A 20,804-nucleotide genomic window follows, 5' to 3' on the forward strand; every position below is an offset into this window, starting at 1 on the left:
CGTGAGCGACCTCCCGCACGACGACAACGGCCGGCCCGACCCCCTCGACCCGTTCGAGGAGATCATCGAGGCCGAGACCGACCGCGACCCCGACCTCGCCGTCATCGAGGCCGGCAGCCGTACCCTCCGTACCCAGGGCGGCGCGCCGGGGGCCGATGTGCCCGCGCGGCCCGAGGACCCGGAGGTCGACAAGGCGCTGCGCGAGGTCGAGGCGGAGCTGGCGACCCGCTGGGGCGAGACCAAGCTGGAGCCCTCGGTCAGCAGGATCTCCGCGCTGATGGACGTGCTGGGCGACCCCCAGCGCTCGTACCCCTCGATCCACATCACGGGTACGAACGGCAAGACCTCCACCGCCCGCATGATCGAGTGCCTGCTCGGCGCCCTCGAGCTGCGCACCGGCCGCTACACCAGCCCCCATGTGCAGTCGATCACCGAGCGGATCAGCCTGGACGGCTCCCCGGTCTCCGCCGAGCGCTTCATCGAGACGTACCAGGACATCAAGCCGTACATCGAGATGGTGGACGCCGCCCAGGAGTACCGGCTGTCCTTCTTCGAGGTCCTCACCGGCATGGCGTACGCCGCCTTCGCGGACGCGCCGGTCGACGTGGCCGTCGTGGAGGTCGGCATGGGCGGCTCCTGGGACGCCACCAATGTGATCGACGGCGATGTCGCCGTCGTCACCCCGATCGGCCTGGACCACACCGACCGCCTCGGCGAGACCACCGGCGAGATCGCCGGCGAGAAGGCCGGCGTCATCAAGCAGGGCGCCACCGTCATCCTGGCCCAGCAGCCCGTGGACGCCGCCCAGGTGCTGCTGAAGAAGGCCGTGGAGGTCGATGCCACCGTGGCCCGCGAGGGCCTGGAGTTCGGCGTCGTGGCCCGCCAGGTCGCCGTCGGCGGACAGATGCTCACCCTGCGCGGCCTCGGCGGCGAGTACCCCGAGGTCTACCTCCCGCTGCACGGCGCCCACCAGGCGCACAACGCGGCCGTGGCGCTCGCCGCCGTGGAGGCCTTCTTCGGCGTCGGCGCCCAGCGCGCCGAACCCCTGGACATCGACACCGTCCGCAAGGCGTTCGCCGCCGTCTCCTCGCCGGGCCGCCTGGAGGTCGTACGACGCTCTCCCACTGTCGTCCTGGACGCCGCGCACAACCCGGCCGGCGCCGAGGCCGCCGCCGAGGCGGTGCGCGAGGCGTTCGACTTCACGCGGCTGATCGGCGTGGTCGGCGCGAGCGGCGACAAGAACGTGCGCGGGCTGCTGGAGGCCTTCGAGCCGATCTTCGCCGAGATCGTCGTCACCCAGAACTCCAGCCACCGCGCCATGGACGCGGACGAACTGGCCGCCATCGCCGTCGAGGTCTTCGGCGACGAGCGGGTCCAGGTCGAACCGAGGCTGCCCGACGCCCTGGAGGCCGCGATCACGCTGGCCGAGGAGGAGGGCGAGTTCGCGGGCGGCGGTGTGCTGGTCACCGGTTCCGTCATCACGGTCGGCGAGGCCCGGCTGCTGCTGGGCAAGGGCTGAGGAGTCCGACGTGCGTACGCTCTGTTCATCCACGCTGATCGGCGAGTTCTTCGTCATCGGTTTCGCCGGTCTGGTCGCCATGAAGGACCCGAGCCTGTCGGTCTCCACCGTCTGGCTGGTCAGCGGCATCGCCATGGCCCTGTGTGTGCTGCTGTGCGGCATGGTGACCCGGCCCGGGGGCATCGCCCTCGGCTGGGCCCTCCAGATCGCCCTGATCGCCTCCGGTGTCTTCGTGCCGACCATGTACTTCATGGGCGTGGTGTTCGCCGCCCTGTGGTGGGCTTCGGTGCACTTCGGGCGAAAGGTGGACGAGGCCAAGGCCCGGTTCGCGGCCCAGGCCGAGTCCTCGGCTGACGCTGCGTAACGGGCGCCCGGATACGCCCTGTAACCTCGTCCCACCGCACACGTCCCATGCGTAAGGAGTCCCCCCGTGAGCCAGCGCACCCTCGTCCTGCTCAAGCCCGACGCCGTCCGGCGCGGCCTGACCGGCGAGATCATCAGCCGTATCGAGCGCAAGGCCGGCTGGCAGATCACCGCGCTGGAACTGCGCTCCCTGGACCAGGACACGCTGGAGCAGCACTACGGCGAGCACAAGGGCAAGCCCTTCTACGAGCCGCTGGTCGCGTTCATGTCCTCCGGTCCCGTCGTCGCCCTGATCGTCGAGGGCGAGCGGGTCATCGAGGGCGTGCGCGCGCTTGCCGGTCCGACCGACCCGATCGCCGCCCAGCCCGGTTCCATCCGCGGCGACTTCGGCGTCATCGTCAGGGAGAACCTGATCCACGCCTCCGACTCCGAGGAGTCCGCCGAGCGCGAGGTGAAGATCTTCTTCCCGGGCCGCGCGTAATACCGGCGATAGAGGGAACGCGCGCCCCCGAACGCCCGTCTCCACAAGCGGGGCGGCCCGCCATCTGGTGACAATGGCGGAGACCCTCGCGCAGTGTTCGTGCAGGCGCGTTTACGATGGAAGCCTTCACGTCACAGCACCCGCCTCGCCTGCCTGACATGCCCTCAAAAGCTCAGGAAGGCCAGATGAATCCGGATGGGGAACTCAATGTCGTTCATCGGCCGTGACATGGCTGTCGACCTCGGGACCGCCAACACGCTGGTGTACGTCAGGGGTCGCGGAATCGTACTCAACGAGCCGTCCGTCGTCGCGATCAACACCAACACCGGTGGCATCCTGGCGGTCGGCGCCGAAGCGAAGAAGATGATCGGCCGGACGCCGGGGAACATCGTGGCGGTCCGGCCGCTGAAGGACGGCGTCATCGCCGACTTCGAGATCACCGAGCGGATGCTGCGCTACTTCATCCTGAAGATCCACAAGCGCCGGTATCTGGCCCGCCCGCGCGTCGTGGTCTGTGTGCCCTCGGGCATCACGGGCGTCGAGCGCCGCGCGGTCATCGAGGCCTCCAGCCAGGCGGGCGCCCGCCAGGTGCACATCATCGAGGAGCCCATGGCCGCGGCCATCGGCTCCGGCCTGCCGGTCCACGAGGCCACGGGCAACATGGTGGTGGACATCGGCGGCGGCACCACGGAGGTCGCGGTCATCTCCCTCGGCGGCATCGTCACCGCCCAGTCCATCCGGGTGGCGGGCGACGAGCTGGACAACGCGATCATCCAGTACATCAAGAAGGAGTACAGCCTTCTCCTGGGTGAGCGCACCGCCGAGCAGATCAAGATCACCATCGGTTCCGCGTACGAACTCGACTCCGACGAGCACACCGAAGTCCGCGGCCGGGACCTGGTGTCCGGGCTGCCCAAGACCGTCGTCATCTCGGCCGCCGAGGTCCGCAAGGCGATCGAGGAGCCGGTCAACGCGATCGTGGACGCGGTCAAGACGACCCTCGACAAGTGCCCGCCGGAGCTGTCCGGCGACATCATGGACCGGGGCATCGTGCTGACCGGCGGCGGCGCCCTGCTGCGCGGCCTGGACGAGCGGCTGCGCCGCGAGACCGGTATGCCGATCCATATCGCCGAGGACCCGCTGGACAGCGTGGCGCTCGGATCCGGAAAGTGCGTCGAGGAGTTCGAGGCGCTGCAGCAGGTTCTGGACGCGCAGCCGCGCCGATGACACGGCGCATCGATTCCGCCGTACGAGACGTTCTCCTCTCGTACGGCGGATCGTTGATATAGAGGCATAAGCTCCCCCAAATGGGCCGCTTGGATTTGCGCCGCACCTTTCGCGCTTTTCCGGTGGTCCGATGAATTCCTACTTGAGGAAGGGCACGGCCGCCGCACGTGAGGGACACCAAAGAGAGCCGGCTGCTCCTGGTCCTGCTGATCGCCGTCGCGTTCGCGTTGATCACCGTGGATATCCGAGGGGGCCGGAACTCCCCGGTCGACGGTGCCCGGCAGGCCGCGGCCACCGTGTTCGGCCCGGTGGAGGACGGACTGTCCTCGGCGGTCGACCCGGTCGGCAACGCCGTCTCCGCGATCCGCGACTCGGGCGAACGGCACAGCAGGCTCGCCACGCTGGAGAAGGAGAACGCGGCCCTCAAGGCGAAGCTCGGCAGCGACGACCGCAGCCGCAGCCGGCTGAACCAGCTCGACAGCATGCTGAAGCTCGCCGGTGAGGGCCAGTACGGCATCAAGGGCGCCCAGGTCGTCGCCATAGGGTCGGCGCAGGGCTTCTCCTGGACCATCACCATCGACGTCGGCGCGAGCGACGGCATCAAGCGGGACATGACCGTCCTGAACGCCGACGGCCTGGTCGGCCGGGTCACCACGGTCGGGCCCGACACCTCCACCGTGCTGCTCGCCAACGACCCGGACTTCACCGTCGGCACCCGGATGGAGGGCAGCGACGAGCTCGGCTTCGCCTCCGGGCAGGGCGACCGCCCGCTGCGCGTCCAACTCCTCAACGGCAAGGCCGAGGTGAAGAAGGGCGACCGCCTGGTCACCTTCGGCTCGGAGTCCGACAAGCCGTTCGTACCGGGTGTGCCGGTCGGTGTGGTCTCGCGTGTCGACCCCTCCGGCGGCGGCCTGACCCGCACCCTGTACGTCACCCCGTACGTCAGCTTCACCAAGCTCGACATCGTCGGCGTGGTCGTCCAGGCGCCGAAGAAGGACCCGCGCGACGAGGTCCTGCCGAGCAAGCCCAAGCCGGTCCCGACCCCCACGGTGACCGTCACGGTCACCCCGTCCGCGGGCGCGGACCAGGGCGGCGGGCAGAGCGATCAGTCACAGAGCGACCAGTCGCCGTCCGATCCGTCCCGGACCGACGAACCGCAGACCGACGAGCAGCCGTAGGAGCTCAATCCCCATGCGTGTCAACCGGATCCTGCTCTCCGTGCCGCTGGTCGTGGTCGCCCTGGTGATCCAGGTGAGCGTCCTCGCCCGCCTCCATCTGCCGGGCGCCGTCCCCGATCTGCTGCTCCTGACCGTCCTCGGCCTCGCCATGGTGTACGGCCATGTCGGCGGCGCCCTCGTGGGGTTCGCCGCCGGTCTGCTGGCCGACCTGGCCCCGCCCGCCGACCATGCGGCGGGCCGCTACGCCCTGGTGCTCTGTGTGACCGGCTACTTCGCCGGGCTGGTCAAGCCGGAGAACGGCCGGCTGAAGTCGGCGACCGGTCCGATGGCCGTGGTCGTCGTCGCCGCGATCGGCTCCACGCTGCTGTACGCCGGGGTGGGCGCCCTGGTCGGCGACACCGCCGCCCGCCATGTCGGGCTGCCAGGGCTGCTGGTCTCGGCCGCCCTGTACGACCTGCTGCTGGCCCCGTTCGTGGTGCCCGCGGTGATGTGGCTGGCCCGCCGCTGCGACAACGATCCGCTGGCCGAGACCACCGCCACCAGTGCCAAGGCCGCCGACATCTCCTCGGGCTGGCTGTCCTCCGGCACCGGGCTGCGCATCGGCAGCCAGCGCGGCGGCCTCGGCGCGCTCAAGGCCAAGGCCCGCACCCGCTCCGCCCGGGTCGGCCGGATCAAGGGGGTCAAGCGACTGTGAACACACCTCAGACCTCCGGGGATCCCGGGCCCCGCACATTCACTCGTACGGGTCGGCTTTCGCGGAACGCGGGCTCACAGACTGATCGTTCATCATTCGTACGCGCGCGGTCCGGTCGCACACACGCGCCGCGCGTCCGGACGTCCGTGCGCTGAGAGGGGGAGCAGCCCGCAGTGACCAACATCCCCGAGACCGGCCGGACCCCACGGGTCCAGATCCGGCTCGTCGTGATCCAGATCCTCGTCCTCTCCCTGCTCGGCACGCTCGGCGGCCGGCTGTGGTACCTCCAGATCCGGGAGGGCGCGCAGTACCAGAAGGAGGCGTCGGGCAACCACGTCCAGCAGGTCGTCCAGCCCGCCGTGCGCGGCGAGATCCTGGACGCCCGCGGCGTGCCCCTCGCGGACAACGAGACCCGGCTGGTGGTCTCCGCCTCCCGCACCGACCTGCTCAAGCAGAAGGACGACGGCAAGGCGGTCCTGGCCAAGCTGGCCGGGGTCCTCGGCATGTCGACCGAGGACGTCATGCAGAAGGTCCGCCTCTGCGACGCCAAGACCCCCCAGCCCTGCTGGAACGGATCGCCGTACCAACCGATCCCGATCACCGACAAGGCCACGCCCCGCCAGGCCCTGCAGATCCGCGAGCGCTCCGAGGACTTCCCCGGCATCACCGCCGAGCCCGAGGCCGTGCGCCGCTATCCGAGCCCCGGCAAGTCCAACACCGCGCAGGTCCTCGGCTATCTCTCGCCGGTCACCGACGACGAGATCCAGAAGGCCAAGGACACCAGCTCGCCCTATCTGCGCTCGGACATGGTCGGCCGCTCGGGCCTGGAGCGTGAGTACGACAAGGAGCTGCGCGGCAAGGCCGGCGTGACCCGCTACGAGGTGGACAACCTCGGCCGGGTCATCGGCAAGGCCAAGTCGGACGCGGCCGAGCCCGGTTCGAACGTGGTCACCAGCATCGACTCCCGCGTCCAGCGCGTCGCGGAGTACGAACTGGACAAGGCGATGAAGGCCGCCCGCACCCAGTACGACTCCATCACCGGTGAGAACTACAAGGCCGACTCCGGCGCCGTCGTGGTGATGGAGGCCAAGACCGGCCGCATCGTCGCCATGGCCTCGGCACCCACGTACGACCCGAACGCCTGGGTGGGCGGCATCTCCGCCAAGGACTACAAGGCCCTCACCGGCAAGAACTCCGACTACCCGCTGCTCAACCGGGCCATACAGGGTCAGGCCGCGCCCGGCTCGACCTTCAAGGTGGTCTCCACGGCCGCCGCCGTCCAGGCGGGCTACGCGTGGAACGGCGGCTACCCGTGCACCAGCGACTACCGGGTGGGCAACCAGATCTTCAAGAACTTCGAGGGCGAGAACTTCGGCGACATCTCGCTGGGCCGCGCCCTGGAGGTCTCCTGCGACACCGTGTTCTACGGCATCGCGGACAAGGAGTGGAAGCGGGACGGCGGCATCAACCCGAAGAAGGGCCAGCCGAAGGACTACTTCTTCAAGACCGCCCACCAGTTCGGACTCGGCAAGCCGACCGGCGTCGACCTGCCCAACGAGGTGGGCGGCCGGGTCCCGGACCGCCAGTGGAAGCTGGACTACTGGAAGGCCAACAAGGACTCCTGGTGCAAGACCGGCAAGAAGGACGGCACCTACGTCGAGAAGATCGCCTACGAGAACTGCCTCGAAGGCGACAAGATGCGCGAGGGTGACGAGATCAACTACTCCATCGGCCAGGGCGACACCCTCGTCACGCCGATCCAGGAGGCGATGATCTACGGCGCCGTCGCCAACGGCGGCACCGAGTACGTCCCGACCATCGGCAAGGCGATCGTCAGCCCCGACGGCAAGACCGTCCAGGAGATCAAGCCCCAGGTGCAGCGCAAGCTGCCGATCACCCAGGCCACCCTCAAGGGCATGGACGACGCCTTCGCGGGCGTCATCACCCGGGGTACGGCCGCGTGGAAGTTCAGCGGCTGGCCGCAGGACAAGATCCCGCTGCACGGCAAGACCGGTACGGCGGAGGTCTACGGCAAGCAGACCACCTCCTGGATGGCCACCTACTCCAAGGACTACACGGTGATCATGACGATCGCCCAGGCCGGTACGGGTTCCGGTGCCTCCGGTGAGGCCGTGCGCAATATCTACAGCGCGCTCTACGGCGTCCAGGGCGACGGCTCCATCGACCAGAAGAAGGCGTTCCTGCCCGAGCCGCAGGCATCCCTGCCGAAGGTCCGCACGGACGGCACCATCGTCGCCCCGGCGGTCCCCAAGGACGCGGCGAAGGACACCGAGGCCGCCCAGAAGAACAACCCGAGCAACGGCACCGACCAGCAGCAGCCCGCCGGTACCGCCCCACCCACGGACAACGGCAACAGCAACACCCGAAGGCGCCCGCGCCGTAAGCGGGGGAGCCGGAGGATGCCCTCATGACCGGCGCGAACAGCTTCTCCGTCTCCGGGTACGGACCCGCGCGGGCCGGCTGGACCAGGCTCTTCGCCCGCGACTCGCTGGCGCGGCGCCTGGACTGGCCCATACTGCTGTCCGCGATCGCCCTGTCGCTGATGGGCTCGATGCTGGTCTTCTCGGCGACCCGCAACCGCACCGAGATCAACCAGGGAGACCCGTACTTCTTCCTGGAGCGGCATCTGATGAACCTGGGCATCGGGTTCGCCCTGATGCTCGCCACCCTCTGGCTGGGCCACCGCGCCCTGCGCAACGCGGTGCCGGTCCTCTACGGCGCCTCGGTCCTGCTCGCCCTGGTGGTGCTCACCCCGCTCGGCGCGACCATCAACGGCCAGCGCAACTGGATCGTGATCGGCGGCTTCTCCGTCCAGCCCGCCGAGTTCCTCAAGATCGCGATCATCCTCGGCATGGCGATGCTGCTGTCCGCGCGGGTGGACGCGGGCGACAAGCCGTTCCCGGACCACCGCACCGTGGCACAGTCCCTGGGCCTGGCCGCCGTGCCCTGCATGATCCTGCTGCTGATGCCGGACCTCGGCTCGGTGCTGGCGATGGTGGCCATCATCCTGGGTGTGCTGCTCGCCTCCGGCTCCTCCAACCGCTGGGTGTTCGGGCTGCTCGCCACCGGTGTGGTCGGCTGTATCGCCATCTGGCAGCTGCACATCCTGGACCAGTACCAGATCAACCGCTTCGCGGCCTTCGCCAACCCGGACCTCGACCCGGCCGGCGTCGGCTACAACACCAACCAGGCCCGCATCGCCATCGGCTCCGGCGGACTGACCGGCGCCGGTCTGTTCCACGGCTCGCAGACCACCGGCCAGTTCGTGCCCGAGCAGCAGACCGACTTCGTGTTCACGGTCGCGGGCGAGGAACTGGGCTTCCTGGGCGCCGGTTTCATCATCTTCCTGATCGGCGTCATCCTGTGGCGCGCCTGCCGGATCGCCCGGGACTCGACCGAGCTGTACGGCACCATCGTGGCCGCCGGCATCGTGGCCTGGTTCGCCTTCCAGTCCTTCGAGAACATCGGCATGACCCTCGGCATCATGCCGGTCACCGGTCTGCCGCTGCCGTTCGTGTCGTACGGCGGATCATCGATGTTCGCGGTGTGGGTGGCCGTGGGACTCCTGCAATCGATCAAGGTGCAGCGGCCGATGTCGGCGTAAGGGCTCACCACGGCAGAGGGCGTCCTTGGGGCGCCCTCTGCCGTATCCACCCACCGCGCACTAGATTCAATTCATGGCGGAGACGAAACGCGAGATCGAGCGCAAGTACGAATCCGATGAGGGCGGGCTGCCCGACCTGACCGGCATCGGCGGGGTGGCCGCCGTACTCGACAAGGGCCTCGTCGAACTGGACGCCACCTACTACGACACCGCCGACCAGCGCCTCGCCGCCGCCTCCCTCACCCTGCGCCGCCGCACCGGCGGCTCCGACGCCGGCTGGCACCTCAAGCTCCCGGTCGCCCCCGGAGTCCGCGACGAGATCCGGGCCCCGCTCTCCGACACCCTCCCCGAGGAACTCGCCGCCCTGGTCCGCTCCCGGGTCCGGGAGGCGCGGCCGGTCCCGCTGGTCCGGCTGCGTTCCGCGCGGGACGTGCGCCATCTGGTGGACGCGGACGGCGCCCTGCTGGCCGAGGCGAGCGTGGACGCGGTGACCGCCGAGCGGCTCACCGGCGCGGGCGGGACCGTCCAGTGGACCGAGATCGAGGTGGAGCTGGCCGACGGGGGAGACCCGGCCTTCCTCGACCAGGTGGAGAAACGCCTGGCCAGGGCGGGCGTACGACCGTCCGCCTCGCCCTCCAAACTGGCCCGCGCCCTCGAACTCACCGGGGGCCTGCGCCGCCCGCCCGCCGCCCGCCCCGAGCCGGTCACCGCGGGCGACCACGTCCTCGCCTATCTCCGCGCCCAGCGGGACGCCCTGGTCGCCCTCGACCCCGCCGTACGACTCGACACCCCCGACGCGGTGCACCGGATGCGGGTCGCCACCCGCCGCGCCCGCAGCACCCTGCGCACCTTCCGTACCGTCCTCGACCGCGCCGTCACCGAGCCCGTCGCCGTCGAGCTGAAGTGGCTCGCGGGCGAGCTGGGCGTCGACCGCGACCAGGAGGTGCTGGCCGAGCGGCTGACCACCGCCCTCGACGCCCTCCCGCCCGCCCTGGCCACCGGCCGGATCCAGGAGCGCCTCACCTCCTGGGCCCGGGCCCGGAGTGCCGGTGCCCCCGCTCACCTCACCGGCGTCCTGGACTCCCCCCGCCACCTCGCCCTGCTGAACACCCTGGACGCCCTGCTCGCGGACCCGCCGCTGCGCGCGGCGGCCGCGCGGAAACCGAGGAAGGTGCTCGGCGCGGCCGTACGGAAGGACCTCGCGCGGCTCACCACGCCGGTCGAGCGGGCGCTGGCCCTGCCGCCCGGCACCGAGCGCGACCTCGCCCTGCACGAGGCCCGCAAGAAGGCCAAGCGCACTCGGTACGCCGCCGAGGCCGCCACCGACGCCCTCGGCGCCCCCGCCCGCGAGCTCACCGCCGCCATGAAGTCCCTTACCACCCTCCTCGGCGACCACCAGGACAGCGTCATGGCCCGCCGCACCCTGCGCGAGCTGGCCGCGGTGGCCCATGCGGCGGGGGAGAGCGCGTTCCCCTACGGGGTGCTGTACGGCAGGGAGGAGGCGCGGGCGGCGGCAGCGGAGGCCGAGCTGCCGAAGCGGTGGCGCAGGGCCGCGGACCGCTTCCTCGGCTGACCGTTCGGAGGAGGCCCGCGGGCGGGTTACGCTGGATGGTCACCCCTGTCAGCTCATGAAGGTTCGCGAGATGCCTGTCGAGTCGGTTTTCCCGCAGCTCGAAGCTCTGCTCCCGCACGTGCAGAAGCCGATCCAGTACGTAGGCGGAGAACTCAACTCCACCGTCAAGGACTGGGACGAGTGCGACGTCCGCTGGGCGCTCATGTACCCGGACGCCTACGAGGTCGGTCTGCCCAACCAGGGCGTCATGATCCTCTACGAGGTGCTCAACGAGCGGAACGGCGTCCTCGCCGAGCGCACGTACAGCGTGTGGCCGGACCTGGAGGCGCTGATGCGTGAGCACCGCGTCCCGCAGTTCACGGTGGACGGCCACCGCCCGGTGAAGGCGTTCGACGTGTTCGGCCTCAGCTTCTCCACGGAGCTGGGCTACACGAACATGCTCACCGCCCTCGACCTGGCCGGCATCCCGCTGGAGTCCAGGGACCGCACCGAGGACGACCCGATCGTGCTGGCGGGCGGCCACGCGGCGTTCAACCCGGAGCCGATCGCCGACTTCATCGACGCGGCGATCATCGGCGACGGCGAGCAGGCCGTGCTGGACATGACCCGGATCATCCGGGAGTGGAAGGCCGAGGGCCGCCCCGGCGGCCGCGAGGAGGTCCTCTTCCGGCTGGCGAAGACGGGCTCGGTGTACATCCCGGCGTTCTACGACGTCGAGTACCTCCCCGACGGCCGGATCGGCCGCGTCGTACCGAACAAGTCGGGCGTGCCGTGGCGGGTCTCCAAGCACACCGTCATGGACCTGGACGAATGGCCGTACCCCAAGCAGCCCCTCGTGCCGCTGGCCGAGACCGTCCATGAGCGCATGTCGGTGGAGATCTTCCGCGGCTGCACCCGCGGCTGCCGCTTCTGCCAGGCGGGCATGATCACCCGCCCGGTGCGCGAGCGCTCGATCACGGGCATCGGCGACATGGTGGAGCGCGGTCTGAACGCGACCGGCTTCGAGGAGGTCGGCCTGCTCTCGCTGTCCTCCGCGGACCACTCGGAGATCGGCGAGATCGCCAAGGGCCTGGCGGACCGCTACACGGACGACAAGATCGGCCTGTCGCTGCCCTCCACCCGTGTGGACGCCTTCAACGTCGACCTGGCCAACGAGCTGACCCGCAATGGCCGCCGCTCCGGTCTGACCTTCGCCCCCGAGGGCGGCTCCGAGCGCATGCGCAAGGTCATCAACAAGATGGTCTCCGAGGAGGACCTGATCCGTACGGTCGCCACGGCCTACGGCAACGGCTGGCGCCAGGTGAAGCTGTACTTCATGTGCGGCCTGCCCACGGAGACCGACGAGGACGTGCTCCAGATCGCCGACATGGCGACGCATGTCATCCAGAAGGGCCGCGAGGTGTCGGGGGCCAACGACATCCGCTGCACCGTCTCGATCGGCGGCTTCGTCCCCAAGCCCCACACCCCCTTCCAGTGGGCGCCGCAGCTGTCGGCGGAGGAGACGGACGCCCGGCTCCAGAAGCTGCGCGACAAGATCCGCGGCGACAAGAAGTACGGCCGTTCCATCGGCTTCCGCTACCACGACGGCAAGCCCGGCATCGTGGAGGGCCTGCTGTCCCGCGGTGACCGCCGTATCGGCGATGTCATCCGCGCCGTCTACGAGGACGGCGGCCGCTTCGACGGCTGGCGCGAGCACTTCTCCTACGACCGCTGGATGGCCTGCGCCGACAAGGCCCTCGCCGCCCACGGCGTGGACGTCGACTGGTACACCACCCGCGAGCGCGCCTACGAGGAGGTCCTTCCCTGGGACCACCTCGACTCCGGTCTCGACAAGGACTGGCTGTGGGAGGACTGGCAGGACGCCCTCGACGAGACCGAGGTCGAGGACTGCCGCTGGACCCCGTGCTTCGACTGCGGTGTCTGCCCGCAGATGGACACCCACATCCAGATCGGCCCGACAGGCAAGAAGCTGCTGCCGCTGACCGTGAAGAACGCCGGTCCGGCGCCGGCGGCGAGCGGGCACGCGCACTGAGGTGGCCGAGTGACGGATGAGCCCCTTCCCGGACCGGGAAGGGGCTCATCGCCGTATCGGCCGGGCCGTGTTCGTCAGGCGAGCAGTTCCTCGGCCCAGGTGTGGCCGGGGGCGGGGGCGCCGGGTGGGCAGGCGAACAGGCCGGAACCGACGTGCTGGATGTACTCGTTGAGGGCGTCGTTCATGCCGAGCTTGCGCTGGAGTGCGACGAACTGCTCGCGCGGATCCTTCTGGAAGGCGATGAAGAACAGCCCGGCGTCCAGTTCGCCGCTGGCCGCGACGATGCCGTCGGTGAAGGAGTAGCCGCGCCGCAGGATGCGGATGCCGCCGTTGTTCTCGTGGGCGGCCAGCCGCATATGGGCCTTGGCCGGGATGACCGGCTGGCCGTCGGCGCCCTTGGCCTTGAAGTCGGGGGTGTCGAATTCCTTCGAGCCGGTCAGCGGGGCCCCGGAGTACTTGTAGCGGCCGAACACGTTCTGCTGGTCGGCGAGGTAGTCGCGGTCCCAGCCCTCGATCCGCATCTGGATCCGCCGGGCCACCAGGTAGCTGCCGCCGCGCATCCACGCCTGGTCGGTCTCCTTGCCGACCCAGACGTGCCGGTCCATCAGGTCGGTGTCGTCGCCGTGGATGTTGCGGGTGCCGTCCTTGAAGCCCATCAGGTTGCGCGGGGTCTGCTGGTCGGCGCCGTTGGACGCGGCCTTTCCGAAGCCGAGCTGGGACCAGCGCATGACCACGGTGTCCCGGCCGATCCGGGCCAGGTTGCGGATGGCGTGGAAGGCGACGAGCGGATCGTCGGCGCACGCCTGGATCGCGAGGTCGCCGCCGCTGCGGTCCGGGTCCAGGTCGGCCGGGGGCAGATGCGGGAGGTCCGCGAGCGCGGCCGGACGCCGGTCGGCGAGCCCGAACCGGTCGTCGAACAGCGAGGTGCCGAGGCCGAAGGTGATCGTGAGGTTGGCCGGGGACAGCCCGTACGCCTCGCCGGTGTCGGCCGGCGGGGCGTTGAGATCGGTGTTGTCGCCCGGCACGGTGCGGCCCTGGGTCATCGCCGCGGCGGCCGCGGTCCAGGTCCGCAGCAGGGTGCGCAGGGCGGCCCGCTTCTCCTGGACGCTGCCGGTCGCCGTGATGTCGTAGGTGGCGAAGGCCAGCCGGTCCTGGGCGGGGGTGGCGATGCCGGCCTGGTGGGTGCCGTAGAACGGGACCCGGTCGGCCGGGGCCGCGGCGGCGTGGGACTCGGACCGGCAGCCGGTCAGGGTCCCGGCGGCGGCTCCGCCCGCGAGGGCCGCCCCGCCGAGGGCGAGCAGCCCCCGGCGGGAGTGCTGGCGCTCGGACATCAGCTGTTCACCTTGGCGGCGACCTGGGAGAGCGGTTCGGCGAGTCCGTCGACCTTCTGGGTGAGCACGCGCCGCTTGTCGTTGGCGACCGTGGAGTAGTCCACGTAGCCGGTGCCCTTCTTGTAGGGCTGGAGCGCGCCGAGCACGCTCGCGTACTGCTGGGTGACCGTCTTCGCCAGCGCCGGGTCGATCCGGGTGAGGGCGGGCTTCAGCAGGTCGAACGCCTTCTCACCGCCGACGACGTTGGCCTCGAAGTCGGACAGGTCGGTGTGGCTGTAGCGGTCCTCCTCACCGGTGATCTTGCTGGAGGCGACCTCGTTGAGCAGGTCGGTGGCGCCGTTGGCGAGCTGGGCCGGCTGGTACGACGTCTTCGCCACCAGGGTCTTGAGCTTCGCCACGTCGGCGTCGAGCTTGTCGGCGATCGGGGCCGTGCCGGTCAGGGACTTGTCCTGCCACAGCGCCTTCTCCAGGCGGTGGAAGCCGGTCCACTTGGACTGGTCCGTGACGTCGTTGACCCGGGCGTCGATGTCGGGGTCGAGGTTGCCGAAGCTCTCGGCGACCGGTTCGACCTCTTCGTAGTAGTAGCGGGCGGGCGCGAACGCCTGCTTGGCCTGGGCGATGTCCCCGGCCCGGACCGCGTCGGTGAACTTCTTCGTCGCCGGGACCAGCTTGTCGACCTCGGTGACGACATAGCTCCGGTAGCCGCTGACGGCCTGGTCCAGGTCGGCCTTGACCTTGGGGTCCTGCGAGGCCTTGGCCGCCGCGCCGGTGACGGTGAACGCGGTCTTCTCGGTCTTCGCGTTGGGGCAGTAGACCTGGTACTTGCCGCCGTTCAGATGCAGCGAGAAGGTGCCGGACAGACCGGGGGAGAGGTTCTCCTTCTCGCCCATGATGATGTCGTTGCGCAGCAGCTCGGCCTCGGAGACCTTATTGGCCTTGGTGTTCTTCACCGTGAAGGTGACCGGGCCCGCGGCCACGGAGTTCGGCGAGACGTGGCAGCCGTTGTCGTCGAGTTCGACGGAGACCTTGGCGGCGCCGGCGGGGGCACTGTCCGTCTTGTTCTTGGCGCATCCGGTGGCGACGAGCCCGGCGATGGCCAGGAGGCCGGTGACCTGGAGGACTCGCGGCGTGGTGGATCTGGGCATGGGACAGTGCTCCCTCGGGCTCAGGGGTGGTTCAGGGGAATCGGGGTGGGAAGGGGCGGGCGCGGTCAGGCGTGTTCGGTGCTCTCCACCGCGGCCGGAGCGGGTTTGCCCGCGGGCCGGGCGGCGCGGCGCGGCCAGGCGACGTAGGCGAGCATCGGCAGCGCGTACACCAGCCAGGCCACCGCTTCGGCGACCACGGGCTGCGGCTGCAGACCCAGGACGCCGGTCAGCAGGGAGGACATCACGGTGCCGGGGCGTACCAGCCAGCCCAGGTCCACCGCCTGGGCCTGACCGGCGTTCAGCCACCCGGCTTCGTGGGCGGTGTGCATGACCGTCATGACCAGGCCGGCCGCGACGAGGACCAGGACCAGGCCGGTGACCTTGAAGAACCGGCCGAGGTTGAGGCGCAGCCCGCCGCGGTAGATGCCGTAGCCGATCCCGACCGCGATCAGGATGCCGATCAGCGCGCCGGTGGTGCCGCTCGTGACGCTGGTGCTGTTCTGGATCACGGAGATGAGGAACACGGCGGTCTCGAAGCCCTCGCGCAGTACGGCGAGGAAGGCCATGGCCACGAGGGCCCGCGCGGATCCCTGGGCCAGCGCGTGTGCGGCCTGGCCCTCCAGTTCCTTCTTCATGCCGCGGGCGTGCCGGTTCATCCACAGGATCATGAAGGTGACCATGACGACGGCGAACGCGCCGATCACGGTCTCCAGCCCTTCCTGCTGACGCTGCGGCAGTTCACGGGAGAGCGTGATCAGCCCGATCCCGATCGCCAGGCACAACAGGACCGCGGCGACCACACCGATCCACACCTGGCGCAGGGCATCGCGGCGGCCGGCGCCGGCGAGAAAGGCGGCGATGATGCCGACGATGAGCGACGCCTCAAGGCCCTCCCGCAGCCCGATCACAAGAGTGGGGATCACTGGGACATTCCTTCCGGACAGCGCTCGAACGTGTCTGAGAGTAAGCCCCACTGATGCAAGGTAAGGTTAGCCTTACCTAAAGGGTAGGTAATGACGCTGCGGCGCCGGGCCGAGGTGGTGCACAGACCCGTGAACGGCCCGAATGTCTACCGTCGGCCTCATATCTGACTTAGGTTAGCCTAACCCGCCATGAGCGAACTGCTGCTGGCCGCGGACACGGCCGGATACGCCCTGCCCGAAACCTGGCGGGCCGTGACCAAGACGGGCTACTTCATCGGCCTGACCGGTTCCATCGGCGGCCTCGTCACCTTCGCGACCACCGTCCGCCCGGCCCTCAGGAACGCCTCGGGCGCGGCCGACGACACCTCCGTGCTGCGCCACCGGTCGGCCGTCTTCCTCGCCTGGGCCGGCGTGGTCCTGCTGGTGACCGGATACCTCCAACTCGCCGCGCGCGTGGCCCGGGCGGGCGCGGGCATGCCCTTCGTCGACGCCCTCGCACCGGGGCGCATATGGCGGTTCCTGCGGTCGCCCGCCGACCAGGGGGCCTGGATCGCGCAGGGCGCCGTCTTCCTGGTGCAGAACCTCGTCCTCCTCGTCACCGCGGCCGCCCTCATGGCCCTGTTCGGGCGTGGGGCGCGGCGCCGGCTGGAGTGGATCGCACTCGCCGCGCTGCCTCTCGCGCCGGCGGTGACCCTGATCGCAGCGGTCCCGGTCACCACCGGACTGTCGGCGGACGACGTCCTGGACCTGGTCCTCACCCAGGTCCACATCGTCAGCGGCACGGTGTGGCTCGGCGGCCTGGTCCTGCTGAGCGTCCTCGCCGGTGCGCGCCGTCGGCTGAGCCCGGAGGCGGGCCTGATCTGGGCGGACATGTGGCGCCGCTTCAGCCTTGTCGCGATGGTCTGTGTCGCCGCCGTCGTCATCTCGGGGCTGTGGATGGGCTGGGAACACGTCGGCCGGATCAGCCAGTTGTGGACCACCGGGTACGGGGTCGCCCTGCTGGTGAAGATCCTTCTCGTGCTGGGGCTGGTCACCGCGGGCGCCTTCAATCAGTTCTGGCTGATGCCGCGCATGACCCGGGCCCGGCGGGAGGGTGAGACGGCCTCGCTCTTCCGGCTGACGCTCCGGCACTTCCCCAAGGTCGCCTGGGGCGAGGTCGTCCTGGGTCTGGCCGTCCTCGTGGTGGTCCCCTTCCTCAGCGGCTCCGCCCGCACGGAGGCCGGCAGCCCACCGGCGCAGCCGTCGGCCGCGGTCTTCGCCGCGGTCGCAACCCTCGCCCTCGCCCTGGTGGCCTCCCTCTGTGCCACGACCAAGGCCTCGGACGCCTTGGCCCGTCGGCTGGGGGCCGGTGCGGAGGCTGCTTGACCTTCGAAATGAAGGAGCGGGTGGTCGTTTCTGGGTTGTCACGTTGACATCCCCTGAGGGAGGGGCGTCGGGGTGTTCACGTTGAGTGATCGGTGATGCGGGAGTGCGCGAACCCCTGCCCCGTAGAGGTGACGCGCGTAGCATCGTCCGACAGGGGAGACCTCAGTCACACCAGAGGGGTCTGAGGTCAAGCGGGCCGGTCGGATGTGGCACGCCGTGACGGGGTGCCAAGCAGCGGAGTCGCCAGGGAATCGCAGGTTCCGTCCGAAATCACCGGCACGCAGTGTCTGCCGAGAGCATGACTCTCTGTCAGGAAGGTCCCGTAGCCTGGACGCCATAGGGCCGCCTTCGAAGCGAAGGCGGCCAGACAGCTCACGCGCGGGTGGAGCCGCCGCGAGCCTGGGAGTTCAAGGGAGTTCGACCTTGTCCGACGTGGACCCTACCGTGCCTCCAGAAGAAGGCAACCCTCAGGGAAGCCTTTTCGATCAACTGATGCTCCCGGACCACAGTGGTCAGGAGTGTTGGTCCGCTCGTGATCTTCACATACCCATGGGCTATGACAAATGGGAACGCTTCGAGGTGGCCATCAGGCGAGCCGTCGCGGCGGCCGAGAACAGCGGGCTCGATCCGCTCGATCACTTCCGGGGCGCCTCGAAGGCGATCAACGGTGGCCGCTGGGGCAGGCAGACGGTGTCCGACTACCGGCTCACCCGCTACGCCTGCTACCTGATCGCCATGAACGGCGATCCGCGCAAGCCCGGGATCGCAGCGGCGCAGACGTACTTCGCCGTACGGACGCGAGAAGCGGAAGCCGGGCAGCAACCTGCCGATGTCACCAGCCCAGAGGGCATCCTGGCCCTTGCCGAGAGATACGTCGTGGCCGCACGTGAACTGGTCTCGACGAAGAGGGAGCTGGCGATCGCCGCGCCGAAGGCCGGCAAGTGGGACGCCTTCTGCGACTCGGAAGGCCTCATAGACATGGCGGCCGCGGCGAAGGCTCTGAGCAAGGCGACGGGGGGCCTCGGGCGCACGAAGTTCATGGAATTGCTGCGCCATGACGACATCCGATTTCTGCAACGGCAGAATCCTCGTGTGCCGTACGAGTGCCACACCAAGGCCGCTCGCGCGGAGGTGAAGTTCGTGGAGACATCCAATGGGCGTTGGGTGGAACAGACGTTTTTCACCTCGAAGGGCCTGGACTGGCTCGTGGACCGGCTCCGAGGGGCCGTGAGGCCGGCGGCTTGACCGCCTTGTAGAGGCGCCGTGGCGCAACGGAATCAATAGAGGCCCCCTCCCTGAGAACGGGAGGGGGTTCACGGTGGCTCCTCAGTCGTCCGTGTGATGCCGGATCACCTGCCGCCGGACCGAGCGCCAGCGGGAGCGGGTTTGGGAGACGACGTCGTTCCATTGGCGGCGGACCTCGTCGTCGGGGGTGCGTTCGCCGTGGGAGATGCGGGTCAGTTCGTCGCGGATCTCGCGGCCCATCACCGAGGCGCCGACGATGCAGAGCATGACCGCGAAGAGGGCGGAGATCATCGCGAAGACCGCGCCGACGACGCCGTACCGCTGCGCGGAGGTGTTGAAGAGGTGCGGGAGGTAAAGGGTCGCGCCCACGGAGTAGACCGCGATGGCCACCGCGCCGGTGATGCCGAAGGGGATCAGATCGCGCCAGGCGACCCGGCGGGCGGACAGCAGGACGCCGGTCCAGACCAGGAAGACCGCGGTCACCGGCAACTCGACCGCCGCGCTGAGCAGATGCGCCCGGCTCTCGCTCGGCAGCGACTGGATCAGCGCGCTGATCGCCATGTAGCAGGCGCCGGAGAGCAGCCAGCCCAGCCCGTTGCGGGTGTTGCGCACACTGAGGGACCGGAGCTCCCAGGTCTGCTCGAACAGGCGCTGCAGGGCCCGGGTGAAGCTCAGCGCCGACACCGCGAGGAACAGCACGCCCAGGACGCTGACGTCCACCTGCTCCTGCTCGGGGGAGAAGAGCGCGTCGACCGCCGCCGCACCCTCGTCGGTCAGGCCGTACCGGGTGATCAGCTGATGCGCGATGTCGTACGAGCCGACACTGGTCAGCACCGCCGCGCCCAGGATCACCAGCGGCACCAGCGCGGTCAGGGCGCTGGAGGCGAGGGCCATGGAGCGGTCGAAGCCCGCGACCCGCTGGAAGCGGGCCAGCACCCGCAGCGTGAACGCAGGACGCAGCCAGAAGGTGAGGGTCCTGAGCAGGCGCCGGCCGCGGTTCTCCGCCGTCGTACCCTCCGGGGGTCGTCAGAAGGGGGCAAAGTCAGCAAAAGGGAGGGTAACCGTCCGTGCCCGTCCCGCTCCCGGCCGACACGGCGGGAACCCCGGAGCGCCGTGGCACGTACTCTTGAGAGGAGTACGACCGCTCTCACGAAGGACTAGGACACTGGGCAAGCGACAGCCCGAAGGCCCGCCGCCCGCACCCGCGGTGCAGCGCATCCGACTGCGCTACACCAAGCGCGGCCGCCTGAGGTTCACCAGCCACCGAGACTTCCAGCGCGCCTTCGAGCGTGCGCTGCGCCGCGCCGAGGTGCCCATGGCTTACTCGGCCGGATTCACGCCGCACCCGAAGGTGTCGTATGCCAATGCCGCACCCACCGGCACCGGCAGTGAGGCGGAGTACCTGGAGATCGCGCTCACCGCGTCGCGCGACCCCGAGAAACTGCGCGTCCTCCTCGACGAGTCGCTGCCCGCCGGGCTCGACATCGTCGACGCGGTCGAGGCGCACACCTCGGGTCTCGCCGACCGGCTGACGGCCTCCGTCTGGGAGCTCAGGCTCACCGGAGTCGATCCGGCCGACGCCGAACGCGCGGTCGAGGCCTTCAACGGGGCCGAGTCCGTCGAGGTGCAGCGCATGGCCAAGAACGGTGTGCGCACCTTCGACGCCCGCCCGGCCGTGGCGAGCCTTCAGGCGCACGGTGCACCGGCTGATGGGCCGACCGACCAGCCCTGTGCGATACTGCGGCTGGTTGTTCGGCACGTGACGCCTGCCGTACGACCCGACGACGTCCTGTCCGGTCTTCGCGCCGTGGCCGACCTGGCGCCGCCGGTCCCCGCAGCGGTGACCAGGCTGGCGCAGGGGCTGTTCGATGAAGAGACCGGCACGGTGACCGACCCGCTCGCGCCCGACCGCGAGGCAGCCACGGCCCAAACGGCCGTACCGGCTGCCGCCGCGACGGTGCCGGCGCCGGAAGGTCCCGCGTAGGGACGGACGCCGTAGCGCCGCCCTTGGACTCGGGAGCCACCTGGGTCGGGCAGCGCACCGACCAGAAGACTTTCGCCAGGCCGTACCGACAAGGCGTACGGAACCGGCGAGACAGGACA

Annotated in this window: 17 protein-coding genes; 13 read left to right on the forward strand and 4 right to left on the reverse strand. The window is 69.9% G+C overall.

Annotated features, from left to right (window positions below; genetic code table 11):
• Position 1: 1 nt before the first annotated feature.
• The 10 genes from AB0N90_RS12180 (at position 2) to AB0N90_RS12225 (ending at position 12,692) form a co-directional block, all read left to right on the forward strand.
• Complete coding sequence (locus AB0N90_RS12180; protein WP_365195368.1) at positions 2 to 1,519, forward strand: folylpolyglutamate synthase/dihydrofolate synthase family protein; 1,518 nt, start codon at positions 2 to 4, stop codon at positions 1,517 to 1,519.
• A 10-nt stretch (positions 1,520 to 1,529) separates the two neighbouring features.
• Entirely contained in the window at positions 1,530 to 1,883 is a 354-nt protein-coding gene (locus AB0N90_RS12185; protein WP_365195371.1) for a DUF4233 domain-containing protein, read from the forward strand.
• 66 nt (positions 1,884 to 1,949) lie between these two features.
• Positions 1,950 to 2,363, forward strand: a complete 414-nt coding sequence (ndk, locus tag AB0N90_RS12190) for a nucleoside-diphosphate kinase (RefSeq protein ID WP_085564722.1) — start codon at positions 1,950 to 1,952, stop codon at positions 2,361 to 2,363.
• A gap of 207 nt (positions 2,364 to 2,570) precedes the next feature.
• The gene (locus AB0N90_RS12195) at positions 2,571 to 3,590 is read left to right on the forward strand and encodes a rod shape-determining protein (protein WP_086693298.1); all 1,020 of its coding nucleotides are present in this window, start codon (positions 2,571 to 2,573) and stop codon (positions 3,588 to 3,590) included.
• Positions 3,591 to 3,757: 167 nt separating this feature from the next.
• Positions 3,758 to 4,768 (forward strand): rod shape-determining protein MreC, encoded by a 1,011-nt coding sequence (gene mreC / locus AB0N90_RS12200; RefSeq protein ID WP_361668105.1) that lies wholly within the window; start codon positions 3,758 to 3,760, stop codon positions 4,766 to 4,768.
• A gap of 13 nt (positions 4,769 to 4,781) precedes the next feature.
• Entirely contained in the window at positions 4,782 to 5,462 is a 681-nt protein-coding gene (mreD, locus tag AB0N90_RS12205) for a rod shape-determining protein MreD (RefSeq protein ID WP_361668103.1), read from the forward strand.
• Between the two features lie 173 nt (positions 5,463 to 5,635).
• Positions 5,636 to 7,894, forward strand: a complete 2,259-nt coding sequence (gene mrdA / locus AB0N90_RS12210; RefSeq protein ID WP_361668101.1) for a penicillin-binding protein 2 — start codon at positions 5,636 to 5,638, stop codon at positions 7,892 to 7,894.
• The gene (gene rodA, locus AB0N90_RS12215) at positions 7,891 to 9,087 is read left to right on the forward strand and encodes a rod shape-determining protein RodA (protein ID WP_085564718.1); all 1,197 of its coding nucleotides are present in this window, start codon (positions 7,891 to 7,893) and stop codon (positions 9,085 to 9,087) included. Before mrdA ends, rodA begins: the two co-directional genes overlap by 4 nt.
• A 73-nt stretch (positions 9,088 to 9,160) precedes the next feature.
• The gene (locus AB0N90_RS12220; RefSeq protein ID WP_365195376.1) at positions 9,161 to 10,660 is read left to right on the forward strand and encodes a CYTH and CHAD domain-containing protein; all 1,500 of its coding nucleotides are present in this window, start codon (positions 9,161 to 9,163) and stop codon (positions 10,658 to 10,660) included.
• Between the two features lie 70 nt (positions 10,661 to 10,730).
• The gene (locus AB0N90_RS12225; RefSeq protein ID WP_365195378.1) at positions 10,731 to 12,692 is read left to right on the forward strand and encodes a TIGR03960 family B12-binding radical SAM protein; all 1,962 of its coding nucleotides are present in this window, start codon (positions 10,731 to 10,733) and stop codon (positions 12,690 to 12,692) included.
• Between the two features lie 74 nt (positions 12,693 to 12,766).
• Here AB0N90_RS12225 and efeB read toward each other — a convergent pair whose 3' ends face one another.
• From efeB to efeU, 3 genes are all read right to left on the reverse strand, one after another.
• On the reverse strand, positions 12,767 to 14,023 hold the full coding sequence (gene efeB, locus AB0N90_RS12230) for an iron uptake transporter deferrochelatase/peroxidase subunit (protein ID WP_365195380.1): 1,257 nt from the start codon (positions 14,021 to 14,023) through the stop codon (positions 12,767 to 12,769).
• Positions 14,023 to 15,168 carry an iron uptake system protein EfeO gene (efeO, locus tag AB0N90_RS12235; RefSeq protein WP_365195382.1) on the reverse strand — a complete coding sequence of 382 codons (1,146 nt, stop codon included), beginning with the start codon at positions 15,166 to 15,168 and terminating at the stop codon, positions 14,023 to 14,025. The genes efeB and efeO overlap by 1 nt, the downstream gene beginning before the upstream one ends.
• A gap of 65 nt (positions 15,169 to 15,233) precedes the next feature.
• Positions 15,234 to 16,091 carry an iron uptake transporter permease EfeU gene (gene efeU / locus AB0N90_RS12240; RefSeq protein WP_365195385.1) on the reverse strand — a complete coding sequence of 286 codons (858 nt, stop codon included), beginning with the start codon at positions 16,089 to 16,091 and terminating at the stop codon, positions 15,234 to 15,236.
• Positions 16,092 to 16,280: 189 nt separating this feature from the next.
• Between efeU and AB0N90_RS12245 the strand changes: the two genes are divergently transcribed.
• Positions 16,281 to 17,456, forward strand: coding sequence for a DUF4149 domain-containing protein (locus tag AB0N90_RS12245; protein ID WP_365195387.1), 1,176 nt, complete (start codon positions 16,281 to 16,283; stop codon positions 17,454 to 17,456).
• Between the two features lie 549 nt (positions 17,457 to 18,005).
• Positions 18,006 to 18,701, forward strand: coding sequence for a phage antirepressor KilAC domain-containing protein (locus AB0N90_RS12250; RefSeq protein ID WP_365195390.1), 696 nt, complete (start codon positions 18,006 to 18,008; stop codon positions 18,699 to 18,701).
• An 81-nt stretch (positions 18,702 to 18,782) separates the two neighbouring features.
• Here AB0N90_RS12250 and AB0N90_RS12255 read toward each other — a convergent pair whose 3' ends face one another.
• Positions 18,783 to 19,637 (reverse strand): YhjD/YihY/BrkB family envelope integrity protein, encoded by an 855-nt coding sequence (locus tag AB0N90_RS12255; protein ID WP_365195392.1) that lies wholly within the window; start codon positions 19,635 to 19,637, stop codon positions 18,783 to 18,785.
• 271 nt (positions 19,638 to 19,908) lie between these two features.
• On the opposite strand from AB0N90_RS12255, the gene AB0N90_RS12260 reads away from it, so the two are divergent.
• Complete coding sequence (locus AB0N90_RS12260) at positions 19,909 to 20,685, forward strand: TIGR03936 family radical SAM-associated protein (protein WP_365195394.1); 777 nt, start codon at positions 19,909 to 19,911, stop codon at positions 20,683 to 20,685.
• Positions 20,686 to 20,804 lie beyond the last annotated feature (119 nt).

The sequence above is a fragment of the Streptomyces sp. NPDC093018 genome (assembly GCF_040684035.1).
Classification (GTDB): domain Bacteria; phylum Actinomycetota; class Actinomycetes; order Streptomycetales; family Streptomycetaceae; genus Streptomyces; species Streptomyces murinus.

What these genes read in the sequence shown, in the direction of transcription:
- AB0N90_RS12225 (WP_365195378.1), top strand. Translation starts at nt 10,731, where the DNA reads ATGCCTGTCGAGTCGGTTTTCCCGCAGCTCGAAGCTCTGCTCCCGCAC.
- efeB (WP_365195380.1), bottom strand. Translation starts at nt 14,023, where the DNA reads ATGTCCGAGCGCCAGCACTCCCGCCGGGGGCTGCTCGCCCTCGGCGGG.
- rodA (WP_085564718.1), top strand. Translation starts at nt 7,891, where the DNA reads ATGACCGGCGCGAACAGCTTCTCCGTCTCCGGGTACGGACCCGCGCGG.
- efeO (WP_365195382.1), bottom strand. Translation starts at nt 15,168, where the DNA reads ATGCCCAGATCCACCACGCCGCGAGTCCTCCAGGTCACCGGCCTCCTG.
- AB0N90_RS12245 (WP_365195387.1), top strand. Translation starts at nt 16,281, where the DNA reads ATGAGCGAACTGCTGCTGGCCGCGGACACGGCCGGATACGCCCTGCCC.
- AB0N90_RS12220 (WP_365195376.1), top strand. Translation starts at nt 9,161, where the DNA reads ATGGCGGAGACGAAACGCGAGATCGAGCGCAAGTACGAATCCGATGAG.
- AB0N90_RS12195 (WP_086693298.1), top strand. Translation starts at nt 2,571, where the DNA reads ATGTCGTTCATCGGCCGTGACATGGCTGTCGACCTCGGGACCGCCAAC.
- AB0N90_RS12250 (WP_365195390.1), top strand. Translation starts at nt 18,006, where the DNA reads ATGGGCTATGACAAATGGGAACGCTTCGAGGTGGCCATCAGGCGAGCC.
- mreD (WP_361668103.1), top strand. Translation starts at nt 4,782, where the DNA reads ATGCGTGTCAACCGGATCCTGCTCTCCGTGCCGCTGGTCGTGGTCGCC.